17 protein-coding genes are annotated in these 15,907 nt (G+C 61.3%); 13 read left to right on the forward strand and 4 right to left on the reverse strand.

Annotation, left to right across the window (positions count from 1 at the left end; translation table 11 throughout):
• Positions 1-159: 159 nt before the first annotated feature.
• The 13 genes from RTS12_RS01290 to RTS12_RS01350 all read left to right on the forward strand — a co-directional run bounded on the left by RTS12_RS01290 (position 160) and on the right by RTS12_RS01350 (position 12,434).
• Positions 160-861, forward strand: a complete 702-nt coding sequence (locus RTS12_RS01290; protein WP_312524755.1) for a CoA transferase subunit A — start codon at positions 160-162, stop codon at positions 859-861.
• Positions 862-864: 3 nt separating this feature from the next.
• A complete protein-coding gene (locus RTS12_RS01295) occupies positions 865-1,494 on the forward strand; it encodes a 3-oxoacid CoA-transferase subunit B (RefSeq protein WP_312524756.1) in 630 nt (209 codons plus the stop codon).
• A gap of 108 nt (positions 1,495-1,602) precedes the next feature.
• Complete coding sequence (locus tag RTS12_RS01300) at positions 1,603-2,187, forward strand: hypothetical protein (RefSeq protein WP_312524757.1); 585 nt, start codon at positions 1,603-1,605, stop codon at positions 2,185-2,187.
• An 80-nt stretch (positions 2,188-2,267) separates the two neighbouring features.
• Positions 2,268-2,657, forward strand: coding sequence for a tol-pal system-associated acyl-CoA thioesterase (gene ybgC, locus RTS12_RS01305; protein ID WP_312524758.1), 390 nt, complete (start codon positions 2,268-2,270; stop codon positions 2,655-2,657).
• A gap of 113 nt (positions 2,658-2,770) precedes the next feature.
• Positions 2,771-3,466 (forward strand): protein TolQ, encoded by a 696-nt coding sequence (gene tolQ, locus RTS12_RS01310; RefSeq protein ID WP_312524759.1) that lies wholly within the window; start codon positions 2,771-2,773, stop codon positions 3,464-3,466.
• Between the two features lies 1 nt (position 3,467).
• Positions 3,468-3,920, forward strand: a complete 453-nt coding sequence (locus RTS12_RS01315) for an ExbD/TolR family protein (RefSeq protein WP_312524760.1) — start codon at positions 3,468-3,470, stop codon at positions 3,918-3,920.
• Between the two features lie 3 nt (positions 3,921-3,923).
• Complete coding sequence (locus tag RTS12_RS01320; protein WP_312524761.1) at positions 3,924-5,567, forward strand: protein TolA; 1,644 nt, start codon at positions 3,924-3,926, stop codon at positions 5,565-5,567.
• A 62-nt stretch (positions 5,568-5,629) separates the two neighbouring features.
• The gene (gene tolB, locus RTS12_RS01325; protein ID WP_312524762.1) at positions 5,630-6,961 is read left to right on the forward strand and encodes a Tol-Pal system beta propeller repeat protein TolB; all 1,332 of its coding nucleotides are present in this window, start codon (positions 5,630-5,632) and stop codon (positions 6,959-6,961) included.
• Positions 6,962-6,983: 22 nt separating this feature from the next.
• Complete coding sequence (pal, locus tag RTS12_RS01330) at positions 6,984-7,508, forward strand: peptidoglycan-associated lipoprotein Pal (RefSeq protein WP_312524763.1); 525 nt, start codon at positions 6,984-6,986, stop codon at positions 7,506-7,508.
• On the forward strand, positions 7,508-8,473 hold the full coding sequence (locus RTS12_RS01335; protein ID WP_312524764.1) for a tetratricopeptide repeat protein: 966 nt from the start codon (positions 7,508-7,510) through the stop codon (positions 8,471-8,473). The genes pal and RTS12_RS01335 overlap by 1 nt, the downstream gene beginning before the upstream one ends.
• Positions 8,470-9,726: a tRNA lysidine(34) synthetase TilS gene (gene tilS, locus RTS12_RS01340; protein ID WP_312524765.1), complete on the forward strand. Its 1,257-nt coding sequence runs from the start codon at positions 8,470-8,472 to the stop codon at positions 9,724-9,726. The genes RTS12_RS01335 and tilS overlap by 4 nt, the downstream gene beginning before the upstream one ends.
• 60 nt (positions 9,727-9,786) lie before the next feature.
• Positions 9,787-11,685: an ATP-dependent zinc metalloprotease FtsH gene (ftsH, locus tag RTS12_RS01345; protein WP_312524766.1), complete on the forward strand. Its 1,899-nt coding sequence runs from the start codon at positions 9,787-9,789 to the stop codon at positions 11,683-11,685.
• Positions 11,686-12,122: 437 nt separating this feature from the next.
• Positions 12,123-12,434 (forward strand): chorismate mutase, encoded by a 312-nt coding sequence (locus RTS12_RS01350; protein WP_312524767.1) that lies wholly within the window; start codon positions 12,123-12,125, stop codon positions 12,432-12,434.
• Between the two features lie 370 nt (positions 12,435-12,804).
• On the opposite strand, the gene ruvB is transcribed toward RTS12_RS01350, so the two are convergent.
• Genes ruvB through ruvC form a run of 4 tightly spaced genes read right to left on the reverse strand, consistent with a single transcriptional unit; the run spans position 12,805 to position 15,839 of the window.
• Positions 12,805-13,833 (reverse strand): Holliday junction branch migration DNA helicase RuvB, encoded by a 1,029-nt coding sequence (gene ruvB / locus RTS12_RS01355; RefSeq protein WP_312524768.1) that lies wholly within the window; start codon positions 13,831-13,833, stop codon positions 12,805-12,807.
• On the reverse strand, positions 13,830-14,669 hold the full coding sequence (gene htpX, locus RTS12_RS01360) for a zinc metalloprotease HtpX (RefSeq protein ID WP_312524769.1): 840 nt from the start codon (positions 14,667-14,669) through the stop codon (positions 13,830-13,832). The genes ruvB and htpX overlap by 4 nt, the downstream gene beginning before the upstream one ends.
• Before the next feature lie 4 nt (positions 14,670-14,673).
• Positions 14,674-15,348, reverse strand: coding sequence for a Holliday junction branch migration protein RuvA (gene ruvA / locus RTS12_RS01365; RefSeq protein WP_312524770.1), 675 nt, complete (start codon positions 15,346-15,348; stop codon positions 14,674-14,676).
• Positions 15,345-15,839 (reverse strand): crossover junction endodeoxyribonuclease RuvC, encoded by a 495-nt coding sequence (ruvC, locus tag RTS12_RS01370; protein ID WP_312524771.1) that lies wholly within the window; start codon positions 15,837-15,839, stop codon positions 15,345-15,347. Before ruvC ends, ruvA begins: the two co-directional genes overlap by 4 nt.
• Between the last annotated feature and the right edge of the window lie 68 nt (positions 15,840-15,907).

Raw genomic sequence — 15,907 nt, forward strand, 5'->3', positions numbered from 1 at the left:
CGGCTTTTCTTTTGGCTGGGGCAGGGCGCGGTTTGCAGGCGTATTTGGGTATTTGCGTGATGAAGAAATGCCCAAGTCCAAAGGCATCTGCGCAGTGACGCCGCGTTGACACCGCAGTGCAGAATAGCGAGAAACGCAGCAAGCTAGGCGGAGGTAGTGATGAAGAAGATCTATGGCAGTGCGGCTGATGCATTGCAGGGCCTGTTGCAGGACGGCATTCTGATCGCGGCAGGGGGCTTTGGCCTGTGCGGAATTCCTGAATTGCTCATCGATGCGATTCACAAGTCGGGCACGAAGGATTTGACCATCGCCTCGAACAATTGTGGCGTTGATGGCTTTGGCCTTGGGATCTTGCTGGATAGTCGGCAGATCAAAAAGATGATCTCATCCTATGTCGGAGAAAATGCCGAGTTCATGCGGCAATATCTGTCGGGAGAGCTGGAGCTGGAGTTCAACCCGCAAGGTACCTTGGCCGAGCGTATGCGCGCGGGTGGGGCAGGGATTCCGGGCTTTTATACCAAGACCGGGGTCGGCACCGTGATTGCCGAGGGAAAAGAGCATAAAGATTTCGACGGCGAGACCTATATCCTTGAGCGCGGCATTGTTGCGGATCTGGCGATTGTGAAGGGCTGGAAGGCCGATGAAAGCGGCAATGTGATCTTTCGCAAGACCGCGCGCAACTTCAACGTACCTGCCGCGAAATGCGGTCGGGTTTGTGTCGTTGAGGTTGAAGAGATCGTGCCGACAGGCAGCCTTGATGCAGATGCGATCCATTTGCCGGGCATCTATGTTCATCGCCTGATCCAAGGACAGCACGAGAAGCGGATCGAGCAGCGCACTACTCGCAAGCAGGAGGCCTGAGCCATGGGTTGGGACAGAAATCAGATGGCCGCACGCGCGGCGCAAGAGCTGCAGGATGGCTGGTATGTCAATCTGGGGATCGGCATTCCAACGCTGGTTGCTAACTACATCCCCGAGGGCGTCGAGGTCACCTTGCAGTCTGAAAATGGCATGCTGGGGATTGGGCCCTTCCCTTATGAGGGTGAAGAGGACCCCGACCTGATCAATGCTGGCAAGCAGACGGTGACAGAACTGCCGCAGACGGCATTTTTCGATAGCGCTGAAAGCTTTGCCATGATCCGCGGCGGCAAGATCGCGATGGCGATCCTGGGGGCGATGGAAGTGGCCGAGAACGGCGATCTGGCAAATTGGATGATTCCGGGAAAGCTGGTGAAAGGCATGGGCGGGGCCATGGACCTTGTGGCCGGGGTGAAGCGCGTTGTGGTTGTGATGGATCACACCAATAAAGCCGGGGAATCCAAGGTTCTTAAAGCCTGCACATTGCCTTTGACCGGGCAGTCTGTGGTCGACCGCATCATTACCAACTTGGGCGTTCTGGATGTGGTCGAGGGTGGTCTGAAAATTGTCGAGCTGGCCGATGGCGTCAGCGAAGCGCAATTGCGGCAGTCGACCGAAGCCACGATCGTTGGTTGAGGGCTGAAGCAATTTGAGGGGGCTTTTGCCCCCTCTTGCGGCTCTGGCCGCAATTCACCCCCGCGGATATTGGGGCATGGAAGAAAAGACGGCTTGGAGTGCCTCGAAATGAATTCAGACGACATTACAGAGCTTTTCACGCGAGACGGGAAGTTCTTTTGTGCGAAATGGGGGCGGCCGGTCTCGCCGGTGATCTTCGGGCTTGAAGATGAAAGTCTGGCGATATTCCGCGATGTCCTTGCAGCTGTTCTGCGCGATATTCGCCATCCCATGATGGAGACCGATCCAGAAATGGGGGCGAATCTGATGATGTTTTTTGTCAGAGACTGGTCAGAACTGGCCGAGATCCCAGATCTGGATAGCCTGACGGGCCAGCCCGATCTGGCAGGACGCCTTTCGGGGCAAGACGCGGACGAGTGTCGCATTTTCAGATTTGACGCCGATGGCAGCATCCGCGCCTGCCTGACTTTCGTGAATATGAGTGGGGGGCTTGCTCAGGCGCATCCTGCGCAGCTCGCCGAGGCCTTGGCCGTTCGCGCCATGTTGACGTTTGCGCGCGACGTTGTGCCTTCGGTCCGGATCGCTGAATTGCTGCGCGCGGCTTATGATCCTGCGCTAACTGTTGCCGCCACGGACCCTTCTCATGCTCTGCGCCTTGCTGCGCGTATTCAGGCCGCACCGCGTCTTTCATGAAAAAATATCCTCCGGGGGAGCCGCCCTTGGGCGGCCGGGGGCGGAAGGCCCCCGCCTGGACCGTAACGATCGAGGGCAGGATGCACCGATTTGAAACCCGGATCTATTATGAAGATACCGACCTTGCAGGATTGGTCTATTACGCCAATTACCTGAAGTTCATTGAACGCGCCCGTTCCGAGTGGATCAGGGCCATCGGCATCGATCAGGTTGCGCTCAAATCGCAGGGGCTTGTGTTTGTCGTGCGTCAGCTCACGGCGGATTATCTGTCGCCCGCGCGTTACGACGATCTGTTGACCATCGAAAGCCGCGTGGACAGCCTTTCGCCGGCTCGGTTGGTGCTTGATCAGCAGGTCTTGCGTGACGGCGCGCTGCTTTTTCAAGCGCAGGTGACGCTGGTTTGCATCAATCAGGCCGGTCGGCCCGTACGTTTGCCGGCGGCCCTTGTGGCGGCCATGCAGCCGACGTAACGGGACTGCAAGATCAAGGCATTGTGTAAGGCAGGTTTACTGACGCTCTGGTAAAGCCCTGCTAACAAGCCGTGCAACGGCAATATATCGGCCAAATACAGACAGGCAGTGACATGGAACCCATTCTCGGCGCAGCGCCAGAGCTCGATTTTTCGCTGATCGCGCTTTTCACCAGCGCGTCGCTTACCGTCAAAATCGTGATGCTGATGCTGATCTTTGCCTCGTTCTGGGCATGGGCCATCATCATTCAGAAGTTCATCACCTTCACCGCAGCGCGTCGCGATGCCGACAAGTTTGACCGCGCCTTTTGGTCGGGTCAGCCGTTGGACGATCTGTTTGACCGCATTGGTGACAACCCCAAGGGCGCATCCGAGCGCATTTTCGCAGCCGGGATGCTGGAATGGCGGCGCAGCCACCGCGATGATGGCGGCATGATCGCGGGCGCCAGCTCGCGCATTGATCGTGCGATGAACGTGGCAATTGGTCGGGAAAGCGACCGCCTGTCGCGTGGGCTGAACTTTTTGGCCACTGTCGGCTCGACTGCGCCTTTTGTTGGCCTGTTCGGTACGGTCTGGGGCATCAAGATCGCGTTCGAGGAAATTGCGATCTCGCAAAATACCAGCCTTGCGGTTGTCGCCCCCGGGATTGCCGAGGCACTGATCGCGACGGCATTGGGCCTTTTGGCCGCAATCCCTGCGGTGATTTTCTACAACAAGCTGTCCGCGGATTCGGATCGCATCGTTGGCAATTACGAGACCTTTGCCGATGAGTTCTCGACCATCCTGTCGCGCCAGCTGAACGAGGGTTAAGATGGGCGCCGGCGTCACCAAACGAACTCCACGTCGCGGCGCGCGTCGCCGCAATCAGCCGATGGCTGAAATCAACGTCACGCCTTTCGTCGATGTGATGTTGGTGCTGTTGATCGTCTTTATGGTTGCAGCGCCGATGTTGACGGTGGGAGTTCCTTTGGAGCTGCCCAAAACCGCTGCCCAATCCGTGCCCTCTGAACAAGAAGAGCCGCTGACGGTGTCGATCACCACCGAAGGGCCGTTGGTCTTGATGACCAGCGAGATCCCCGAGGCCGAGCTGATCACACGTTTGCGCGCTGTCGCGGCCGAGCGGCAAAGCGACAAGATCTATCTGCGTGCAGATGGTGCGATCCCTTACGCCCGCGTCATGGAGGTCATGGGCGCGCTAAATGCCGGTGGGTTCCACAATATCGTATTGGTCACCGATACGGGCGGCCCGCGGATGGATGGCTAGGCAATGGAACGCTCGGAACGTATCGGCGCCTGGGTCTCGGGGGTTGCGCATGCCGGCCTGATCGGTTGGGCGGCAATCGGTGGCGTCTTTTTTCGGCCCGAGCCGCTGGAAGCGATCCAGATGACCGAGGTCTCGACCATGTCCGAGGCCGAGTTTCAGGCCATTGCTGCGGCTGCTGCCGGGGCCGGGCCTTTGGCGGATGTCTCGACCACGACGCCCGCACAGCCTCGCCCGCCCTCGGATGAGGCGGTTCTGGGCGCACCCGAAGCGGAATCTGCCCCCTCTCCTGCACCCGAGGCGACGACGCTGCCCAGCCCCATCGACAGCGCTGAGGCCCGCCCGGACCTAAGTGATCTGGCGCAGGCCTCGCGCCCCGATAGTCTGGCCACGATCGCGCCGCAGCCTCAGCAGCCCGATCAATCGACCGATATTGCGGCGCTGCCGCAAAGCAATGAGCGGCCCAATACATCGGCCCGCCCCGAAGTCATGCCCCCCGAAGCGGTGACCCCGCCGCGTTCGGCGATTGCGCCTTTGACGTCACAGCGCCCCAATGCGCGCCCCGACGGTTTGGCTGATGCGGTACGCGCGCGCCGCCAGGCTGCGGCCGAGGCTGCAGCAGCGGCTGCGGCGAGCGAGCGCGAACAGGTTCTAGCGCGTGAGGCCGAACAGGCGGCAACCGAACAGGCTGCTGCCGCCAAGCGCAAAGAGGAACGTCAGGCAGCTGCCGCCGAGCAAGCCGCCCGCGATGAGGCGGCCAAGCAAGCAGCGGCAAAAGACGCCGCCAAGGACAAAGCTGCCAAGGAAAAGGCAGCTGCCGCAAAGGCGGCAGAGAAGGCCGAGCAAGAAGCCGCAGAAAAGGCCGCAGAAAAGGCGGCATCTGATCAAGCGGCCGAAAAGGCCGCCGCGGATAAAGCTGCCGAGAAAAAGGCTGCGGCGAAGGCCGCAGAGGCCGCTGCCGAAAAAGCGGCCGAGGCCGCCGCCGCCAAGAAGGCCGCAGAGCGGGCTGAAGCCGCTGAAAAAGCCGAGGCTGCTGAAAAGGCTGCCGCTGAAAAGGCTGCTGCTGAAAAAGCGGCCAAAGCCAAGAAAGAGGCCGAAGCCAAGGCTGCTGCGGAAAAAGAGGCCGCTGAAAAGCGCGAGGCCGAAGCCAAGGCCAAGAAAGAAGCTGAAAAAGCCGCGGCTGAAGCCAAAGCCAAAGAAGAGGCTGCGGCCGAACGCAAAGCCAAAGAGGCCGCCGAGGCCAAGGCCGCCAAGCAAGAGGCCGAAAAGAAGAAGGCCGAGGGTTCTGCCGGAACCTCGGGCGGGGGTAGCGCGGCCAATGGCCCGCCGCTGAGCCAGGGCGAAAAGGACGGCTTCCGGGTGGCGGTCGAGGCCTGCTGGAACCGTGGCTCACTGTCGACCGAGGCCAGCGAGACCAAAGTCTCTATCGCCTTCTCGATGACGCAGGCCGGCAAGGTTGATAAAGGCTCGATCCGCATGGCCAGCCATTCCGGTGGCTCGGATGCTGCGGCCAAGCAAGCCTATGAGGCCGGACGCCGCGCCATTTTGATGTGCGAAAAAGGCGGCTATGATTTGCCCTCAGAAAAGTACAACCGTTGGAAAGATGTCATAATTGACTTCAACCCATCGGGATCAGCAACGATCAAGTAAGGGCATGGAAGTGATGCCCTTTAGCAAGTAACCTGTGACCCAGACCGCAAAAGAGACGTCAAATGTTTCGTAAACTGCTCGTAACCACCGCTGTTTCCGTCATCGCGGCTCTGACCGCATTGCCCGCCATTGTGCAGGCGCAAGATGGCCCGCTGCGCATTGAAATCACCGATGGCGTGATCGAGCCGATGCCGATCGCAATCGCCCCGTTCCAGGACGAGGGCGGCGCGGGCAAATATCTGGATCAGGTGCAAAAGCTGATTGCAGCCGATCTGACCGGAACGGGGCTGTTCCGTGAGATCCCGGCAAGCGCCCATATTTCGCGCCCCGCCAGCTTTGACGCCCCCGTCGCCTATGAGGACTGGAAGGCGATCAATGCTCAGGCGTTGGTGACGGGTGCGGTCAGCGTTCAGGGCGGCAAGGTCGTCGTGAAGTTTCGACTGTTTGACGTCTTTGCCGGACAGCCTTTGGGCGATGGCATGCAGTTTGACGCCAGCTCGGGCAATTGGCGCCGCGCGGCACACAAGGCCGCCGATCAGGTCTATGCCCGTCTGACCGGCGAGAAGCCCTATTTCGACAGCCGCGTGGTCTTTGTGTCTGAATCCGGGCCAAAGAATGCGCGTCTAAAGCGGATCGGCATCATGGATTACGATGGTGCCAATACGAAATGGATGACCGACACATCGGCGCTCGTGCTGGCACCGCGCTTTTCGCCCGATGGCAATCGCGTGCTGTTCACCTCTTATGCCTCGGGCTTTCCCAAGGTCATGCTGATGGATGTCAACAGCCTGTCGACCCGCTCGCTTGGCGAGCAGCAGGGCACGATGAGCTTTTCACCGCGCTTCTCGCCCGATGGTCGCTGGATCGTCTATTCGCTCGAGCAGAACGGCAATACCGACATCTATCAGATGGATGCCTCGACCGGCGCACAGCGCGCGCTGACCAATGCCCCCTCGATCGAGACCTCGCCCAGCTACAGCCCGGATGGCAAGCAGATCGTCTTTGAAAGCGACCGCTCGGGCAGCCCGCAGCTGTATGTCATGAGCGCCAATGGTGGTGAGCCGCGCCGCATCAGCTTTGGCGATGGCCGCTATGGTACGCCGGTCTGGTCGCCTCGTGGTGATCTGATCGCATTCACCCGTCAAGTCGGCGGCCGTTTCCATATCGGCGTCATGCGGACCGATGGTTCACAAGAGAAAATGCTGACTGAATCGTTCCTTGACGAAGGTCCGACTTGGGCCCCCAATGGCAGGGTTGTGATGTTCACGCGGTCAAGCTCGGGCGATTCCGGTCAGTCTAAACTGCATTCCGTAGACATTACCGGTCGCAATATGCGGCCCGTTCAAATCAATGGCGCGGCCTCGGACCCGGATTGGGGTCCGCTGCTGCCGTAAAAGGATCATGATGGATAGGGCGATGAAAAATATCACGAAACTGGCCGCAGTTTGTCTGGTTTTGGGCCTTGCGGCCTGTTCCAAACCGCAAGGTGCCATGGTCAATGACCCCTACGCCAACGGCATGGCGGGCGGGGCAGGGGCTGGCGGTGTCGGCACGGGCGTGCTGGGCGGGCCCAACAGCCCGGAATATTTCCGCACCACCGTCGGAGATACCGTCACCTTCATGCTTGACCAGTCGACCCTGACCCCCGAGGCGCGGACGACCTTGGCCGGGCAGGCGCAATGGCTGGGCCAGAACCCGTCTTATTCGGCGGTGATCGAGGGTCACGCCGATGAGCAGGGCACCCGCGAATACAACATCGCACTGGGTGCGCGCCGCGCCAGCTCGGTTCAGGAATATCTGATCTCGCAAGGGGTTCAGGCAGGACGCCTGCGCACGGTCAGCTATGGCAAAGAGCGCCCGCTGGCGATCTGCTCGACCGAGGAATGCTACACCAAAAACCGCCGCGCCGTGACGGCGCTGAAATCGGGGGTTGGCAGCTGATGCGTGGGCTTTTTCTTGCCGCAGGGCTGGCGTTTCTGGGCCTGACGATGACGGTGCAACACGCACCGGCGCAAGATTCCCAGTCGCTGGCTGACATCCGCACCGAGCTGAACCAGCTGACCAGCGATCTGCAATCGCTGCGCGGCGAGCTTGTGGCTTCGGGGCCTGCGGGCTTTGCTGCTGCGGGTGGTGACAGCGCGATCGACCGCATGAATGCGATGGAATCGCGGTTGCAGCAACTGACCGGCCAGACCGAGCAGCTGCAAAACCGCATCGATCGCATCGTCAAGGATGGAACCACGCGCATCGGCGATATCGAGTTCCGCCTGTGCGAGATGGAGGACGGTTGCGATCTTGGATCGCTGACCACGCCCACATTGGGTGAACAGCATGGGGCGGCGAATTTGCCGTCATCCAGCCAAACCGGGATGTTGAATGGGGGGGGCGCTGCGCGCCCCTCTGCTTCCTCTGGGGCAGGGGCTGCAACCAAAGCAGAAAAAGCCGATTTCGACCGGGCCCAGGAGGTGCTCGGTCAAGGTGACTTTCGTCTTGCTGCGGACCTCTTCGCGGCCGTCGCCAAAACCCATGCGGGCGGCCCACTAACCGCCGAAGCGCTGTTTTTGCGCGGCGCGGCGCTTGACAGTGCCAATGATCTTGCTGGCGCAGGCGCGGCATGGTTGGAAAGCTTTGCCGCCAATCCCAACGGACCACAGGCCCCCGACGCGCTTTTGGGCCTTGCCCGCGCCGAGGCCGCCACCGGAGAGCCCAAGAATGGCTGCCCGTTTCTGCTAGAAATTACCGTGCGCTTTCCCGAGACGCCGCAGGCCAATGAGGCCGCGAAACGTCTGGAAACCACCGGCTGCGAGGTCTTTGACCCGGCCGATATTATTGTCGATGATCCCGAGGCCGCTTTTGATATGGACCAGATGTCCATGCCGTCATCCGACCAGCCCGAGGGGCAATGAACGATCCCATTCTTGCCCGGGTAAGCGCGCAACTGGATGCGCTGGCGGGGTCATGTCATCGCATCGGAATTGCCTTGTCAGGCGGGGGCGATTCGGTCGCGCTGCTTCAGCTCTCTGCGCTCTGGGCCAAAACGGCGCCCATGAAACCGGTCCTGAAATCGGCGACGGTCGATCATGGCTTGCGAGCGGATTCGCGGCTTGAGGCACAGCAAGCGGGCCTGCAATCGCAGCAATCGGGGGTCGCACACAGCATTTTGCACTGGCAGCGCGACGATCTGGGCCGCGGCAATCTGATGGCGCAGGCGCGGGATGCAAGGCTGCGGCTATTGTCGGATTGGGCGCGGGCTGAAGGTCTGGATGCGGTGCTTTTGGGTCATACACTGGATGATCAGGCCGAGACCTTTTTGATGCGCCTGGCGCGGGGTGCGGGGGTTGATGGTCTGGCGGGGATGGCCCCTGCGCGAGAGGCGCAGGGCATGATTTTCTTGCGCCCGATGCTTGAGATTGCCCGGGCCGAATTGCGTGATTGGCTGTCGGCACGCGCGATTGGCTGGATCGATGATCCCTCGAACGAGAACCGCGATTTCGAACGGGTGCGCATGCGTCAGGCGCTGGCGACGTTGGGGCTTCCGCTGGCAAGTTTTGCCCAGACCTTGGGCAATCTTGGCATGGCGCGTGACGCGCTTCGCCACATAGCCGCTGAAATTGCCGCCCAAGCATTGGCCGAAAATTCCGTGCTATTTCTGCCGCTTACCGAATTTCTTGCCGCCCCCGAGGAGATTCGCCGCCGTCTGCTGGTGGCAGGTCTGCGATGGATCAACGGCGCGGATTATCCTGCGCGGCGCGACAAGATCGCTTATGCGCTGACGGCCATTCAGGCGGGGCGCAAGTTCACGCTGGAGGGGGCTGTGATCTTGCCGCGCGGCGACCGGCTGGTCCTGATGCGCGAGGTCGAGGCGGCGTCGCGCGCGGCCTGCGTCATGGCGGATGCCAATGGCCAAGCCGTCTGGGACGGGCGCTGGCAGGTCAGCGGTCTGGCTTCGGGGCAGGAATTGCGCGCCCTTGGCTATGGCGGGCTTGCGGGTCTGGATTGGCGCAGCAGCGGCATGACGCGTGACGTGGTTGCCGCCAGCCCGGGCCTTTATCAATCAGAGCGGCTGATTGCCGCACCTTTGCTGAAAAGCCCAACGGGAGTGGTGATTCGGCCCTGCCGGGACCTCGGCCAATTTCAACGATTGCTCTTCTCTCATTGAACCTCGCCGTGGAATCCCTATTTTCATCGTTAAGCAATCAATCCCGCGGAGGATATGCCCTTGGGCAACGCGCGTAATATCGCCTTCTGGGTGGTCCTGTTTCTGATGATCCTGGCGCTGTTCAATCTGTTCAGCGACGGCGGCAGCCAAATGAGCAGCCGTCAGATCAGCTATTCCGATTTCATTCAGCGGGTGGATAAGGACCAGATCTCTAATGTCGTCATCGATGGCGAAAAGATTGGCCTGACGACCAAAGACGGTTCGCAGTTCACGACCATCCGCCCGCAGGGCGAAGAGGTCGCCGATCGCCTGATCGGGAAAGGCGTCGATGTCCGGGTCGAGCCGCAGCAACAGTCGGGCATCATGTCGATGCTGGGCGTCTGGCTGCCGTTCATCCTGTTGATCGGGGTCTGGATCTTCTTCATGAACCGCATGCAGGGCGGCGGCAAAGGCGGCGCGATGGGCTTTGGCAAATCGCGCGCGAAGCTGCTGACCGAAAAGCACGGCCGCGTCACCTTTGACGATGTCGCGGGCATTGATGAAGCCAAGGAAGAGCTGGAAGAGATCGTTGAATTCCTGCGCAACCCGCAGAAGTTCAGCCGTCTTGGTGGCAAGATCCCGAAAGGCGCGCTGCTGGTCGGCCCGCCCGGTACGGGTAAAACCTTGCTGGCTCGCGCAATTGCGGGCGAGGCAGGCGTGCCTTTCTTCACCATCTCGGGTTCGGACTTCGTCGAGATGTTCGTCGGCGTCGGCGCAAGCCGCGTGCGGGACATGTTCGAGCAGGCCAAGAAATCGGCCCCTTGTATCGTCTTTATCGACGAGATCGACGCTGTCGGTCGCGCCCGTGGCGTCGGCATCGGTGGCGGCAATGATGAGCGCGAACAGACCCTGAACCAGCTTTTGGTCGAGATGGACGGCTTCGAGGCCAACGAGGGCATCATCATCGTCGCCGCGACCAACCGCAAAGACGTGCTTGACCCCGCGCTGCTGCGTCCGGGCCGCTTTGACCGTCAGATCTATGTCGGCAATCCGGACATCAAGGGCCGCGAAAAGATCCTGAACGTTCATGCACGCAAAGTGCCGCTGGGACCGGATGTCGATCTGCGCATCATCGCGCGCGGTACGCCGGGCTTCTCGGGTGCAGATCTGATGAACCTCGTCAACGAGGCCGCCTTGATGGCTGCCCGTATCGGTCGCCGCTTTGTTGCGATGGATGATTTTGAAAACGCCAAGGACAAGGTCATGCTGGGCGTCGAGCGGCGCTCGATGGTCCTGACGCCTGAGCAAAAGGAAAAGACCGCCTATCACGAGGCTGGTCACGCCGTCGTCGGCCTGTCGCTGCCCAAATGCGATCCGGTCTACAAGGCGACGATCATTCCGCGTGGCGGCGCCCTTGGGATGGTGGTCAGCCTGCCTGAAATGGACAAGCTGAACTACCACAAGGACGAGGCCAAGCAGAAGATCACGATGACGATGGCCGGCAAGGCCGCCGAGATCCTTAAATATGGCGAAGAGGGGGTCTCGAACGGTCCGGCGGGCGACATTCAGCAGGCATCGGCACTGGCACGCGCCATGGTGATGCGCTGGGGGATGTCCGACAAGGTCGGCGCCATCGATTATGCCGAGGCGCATGAGGGCTATTCGGGCAATACGGCAGGTTTCTCGGTCAGTGCTGCGACCAAGGAATTGATCGAGCAAGAGGTCCGCGAGCTGATCGAAAACGGCTATCAAGAGGCGCGCCGCATCCTGATCGAGAAAGAGGTCGAATTCGAACGCATGGCCAAGGGCCTGTTGGAATATGAGACCCTGACCGGCGAAGAAATCGGCAAAGTCCTGCGCGGTGAGGCCTTGGGTGGCGATGATGATACGCCCAGCTCGTCGATCCCTTCGGTCAGCTCGACCCCAAAGGTCGAAGCCGTCCGCCCCGTCGCCGACGTGACGCCCCAGCCGCAGGGCTAAGTCCCCAGCTGCAGGTGGCATGAACCTGGCAAAATGACAGAACCCCGGCCGATAGCCGGGGTTTTTTCAATTTTGCGGCTTTGTGGAAGCTGGTTGGCTTGCTGCCTATTGGTAAGCCTGTCCGCAGGGTCGCCTGAATTCTGCGTCGCCTGAATTCTGCGTTGCCCGGCTTTTGGCTTGCCTGTCTTAAAGCACCAGCAACAGAGCCGCGCCAAGAACCAGACCCAGACCGAAGCCCAGTGAAATCACGATACTTGCTGCGTTCATCTTAACCCTCCAGTTCTGACAGCTTGCGTTTTCCCCCTGTCTTTGATGGTTGCACAAAGCCGTATAAAAGCCAGCACTCTTGCCCAAGCGACCCGGCAAGGGGCGTGATCTGCGGCCTATATGCGACAGAGGTCTTGCTCTGGCGGCGATTGGGGTGCATCTGAAGGGCCATGAGCAGTGATCCAATCCTTTCCGCCAATTCGCGCATGCATGATCTGCGTGCCCGAATCGATGCCCTTGACCAGCGTCTTGTTGCGCTTTTGGCCGAGCGCTCGCGCCTGATCGACGAAGCGGCCCAGATCAAGCTGCAGGAAAAGCTGCCCGCGCGCCTGCATGGCCGCGTCGAGGAAGTGGCCAAGAATGCCCGCAGCCGCGCCGAGATCGAAGGGCTTGACCCCGATCTGGCCGAGGGGTTGTGGCGCATGATGATGGAACATTTCATCGCCCAAGAAGATCGCATTCTGTCGCCAAAGTCGCCCTAACGCGCGCGCCGTCGCGAGGGTCCGCGTGCTGTCCACGCAAGTAATTTGCCCACCAAGTCCATCGGTCACTGTGAAGGCCAGCCATGCCGGTGGCCCGGCCCTGTTGAGCAGGGCCGACCAACGGGCCTTTGGTGCCGAAGATCAGGGCATTGGTCGCGACCTGCCGCTTTATCGGGCGGGGCGCTGTAGGGCCGCGTTACTCACCGCGGACGGCAAGCGGGGGGCTTGGTGACAGGATGGCTTGCGCTTGGTCCATGGGCGTGCGACGGGCCGGGAAACCGGGCGAGGACAATCGCCGGGGCAGGGGGGGCGGGCCGTCAGGCGTCAGGCAACGTTGACCGGCCAAGATGCGGGCGCCGCGCCATACACCCTAGCCGTCAAAAAGCGTCTCCTGCTGGTTGCGCGGTGCATCCAGCCCCAGATGCCGCCAGCCCTTATGCGCCAGCATGCGCCCGCGCGGCGTGCGTGCGACCAGCCCCTGTTGCAGCAGATAGGGCTCGATCACCTCTTCGATCGCATCGCGGCTTTCGGACATGGCCGCAGCCAGCGTTTCCACCCCCACTGGCCCGCCGCCATAGTTTTCGGCCATCAGCGACATATAACGGCGGTCGGCGCCATCCAGCCCCAGATCATCGACGCCCAGCCGGGTCAGGGCGGTATCGGCGATCTGGCGTGACAGATGGCCATCCCCCTCGACCAAAGCGAAATCGATCACGCGGCGCAGCAGGCGACCGGCAATCCGGGGCGTGCCACGGGCGCGGCGCGCGATTTCCAATGTGCCCTCGGGTTCGGCATCGATATGCATCAGCCGCGCGCCCCGCTTTACGATCAGGTCAAGTTCCGGGATCGTATAGAATTGCAGACGTGTGGGAATGCCAAAGCGGTCGCGCAGCGGGGTGGTCAGCAATCCCAGCCGTGTCGTCGCCCCGACCAAGGTGAAAGGCTGCAGTTCGATGCGCACCGTGCGCGCAGCCGGACCCTCGCCGATCAAAAGATCAAGCTCGAAATCCTCCATCGCGGGATAAAGCACCTCTTCGACAGCGGGGCTCATGCGGTGGATCTCGTCGATGAACAGCACGTCACGTGCCTCGAGATTGGTCAGGATCGCGGCAAGATCGCCCGCCCGCGCCAGCACCGGGCCCGAGGTCATCTTGAAGTTCACACCCAGTTCGCGGGCCATGATCTGTGCCAGCGTGGTCTTGCCCAGACCCGGAGGGCCGTGAAACAGCGTGTGATCCATCGCCTTGCCACGCATGCGCGCGCTTTCGATGAAGACGCGCAGATTGGCGCGGGCCTCGGCCTGACCTACGAAATCTTCCAGCTTCTGAGGGCGCAGCGCGCGGTCCTCGCTGTCGCCCTCCATCGGTTCGGGGCGCAGGGTCGGGTCGGATTGGATCATCGGGCCATGGCCTGCAGTCGGGCGATCCGGTCTTCGGTCGCGGGATGGGTGGCAAACAGCCGGTCGGCGCGCAGCGCGTGAAGGGGATTGATGATGAACATCGCGGCCGAGGCCGGGTTGCGTTCCGCAGGTATATTCACCGTGCGCCCCGCCGCAGTCGCAATCTTGGCCAGCGCCGAGGCCAGCGCCAAGGGCTTGCCGGAAATCTCGGCGCCGCCCCGGTCAGCCTCGAATTCGCGTGTGCGCGACACGGCCATCTGCACCAGAGCCGCTGCAATCGGGGCCACAATCATTGCGATCAGCCCACCAATGCCGCTGCCGCGCTCGTCACGGTTTCCGGTCATGCTGGAAAACATCAGCATATTGCCCAACATCGAAATCGCACCCACCATGGTTGCGGTGACAGTCATGGTCAGCGTGTCGCGATGTTTGATATGGGCCAGCTCATGGGCGATGACACCTGCCAGCTCGTCACGGGTCAGCACGCGCATGATGCCCTGCGTGACGGCAACGGCCGCATGTTGGGGGTCACGCCCCGTGGCAAAGGCATTGGGTTGTTGGGTATCCAGAATATACAGCGCGGGCATGGGCAGCCCTGCGTTGCGGGCTAGCCCCTCGACCAGATCATACAGATCCGGGGCCTGCGGGCGAGTAATCAGCTGTGCGCCTTGCTGGCGCAGAACCGCCTTGTCGCTGTTCCACCACGCCCAGACGTTGCTGGCGCCCGCAAAGATCAATGCGATGATCATGCCGCCACTGCCGCCGATCAACCAGCCGATCCCCATCAGCAGCGCAGTCATGGCGGCCATCAGGATGAAAGTGCGCAGATTTCCCATTGTGCTATTCCTTCGGAGCAAGCGCGCGCAATGCAGCCCGGATCAACGCAGAGGTCGTGGCTGTGGGTTCCATGCTAGAGGCTTGGGCCACCGCAGCTGCCGCCTCGGAGGGGGCATAGCCCAGATTGGAAAGCGCCGATAAGGCCTCAGCGCTGGCAAGGGCAGATTGGTCGGGCGCGGCGGCGGCCCGGGGCTTGCTTGTCTTGGCGGGCGTTGCGTCCTGCTCGATCACGACCGGGCCGGTATCAACGGTCAGCGTCGCACCCATCGCCATGATCGATGGCGCTTTATCCTTAAGCTCTAACACGATGCGCTGCGCGAGTTTGGGCCCGACGCCGGGGGATTTGCGCACCGCATTTGCATCGCCAAGTGCGATCGCCCGGCCCGTGCCATCCGCACCAAGCGTGCCAAGGATCGCCATTGAAACCTTGGCCCCAACCCCTTGAACCGAGGTCAGCAGCTTGTGCCATTCCTTCTCGATCATCGTGGTAAAGCCGTATAGCTGAAGCAGGTCCTCGCGCACGACCAATTCGGTATAAAGTGCTGCCGCCTCTCCGACAGGGGGCAGGCTGGCGGCTGTGCGTTCGCTGACATGGACGATATAGCCCACGCCGCGCACATCAATCAGCACTTGATCCATCCCGCGATGAAGGATGATTCCCGCAATTCGTCCAATCATGAAGCAACCTTGATCCGCAAAGCCCGTCCCTGAAGATGATGGGCGTGACATATCGCCACGGCAAGTGCATCCGCCGCATCCGGTCCCGACAGCTGCACACCGGGCAACTGAAAGCGGACCATATGCTGGACCTGCTCTTTCGCGGCATGGCCCACACCGACGACGGTTTTCTTGACCGCATTGGGGGCATATTCGCCAATCGGAATTCCGGATTCCGCCGGTGCCAAAAGGGCGATGCCACGGGCCTGACCCAGCTTGAGCGTGCCCACGGCATCCTTGTTGACAAAGGTTTGCTCGACCGCAGCCGCATCGGGGCTGTGCTGGGCAATCACCTCGCGCAGGCCGCGATAAAGAACCACCAGACGCTCGGCCAGATCACCTTGATCCGAGTGGACGATTCCATTCGCGATATGGCGCAGACGCGGGCCGTCGACCGAGATCACCCCCCAGCCCATGTTGCGCAGTCCCGGGTCGATACCAAGGATGATCATGCCTGTTTCCTTTTTCGTCAGAGCTAGCACGAAAGGCGAACATCGCCTAGCTCATTTTCTGTTAAGGT

It is taken from the genome of Paracoccus sp. (in: a-proteobacteria) (assembly GCF_032007265.1).
Taxonomy (GTDB): domain Bacteria; phylum Pseudomonadota; class Alphaproteobacteria; order Rhodobacterales; family Rhodobacteraceae; genus Paracoccus.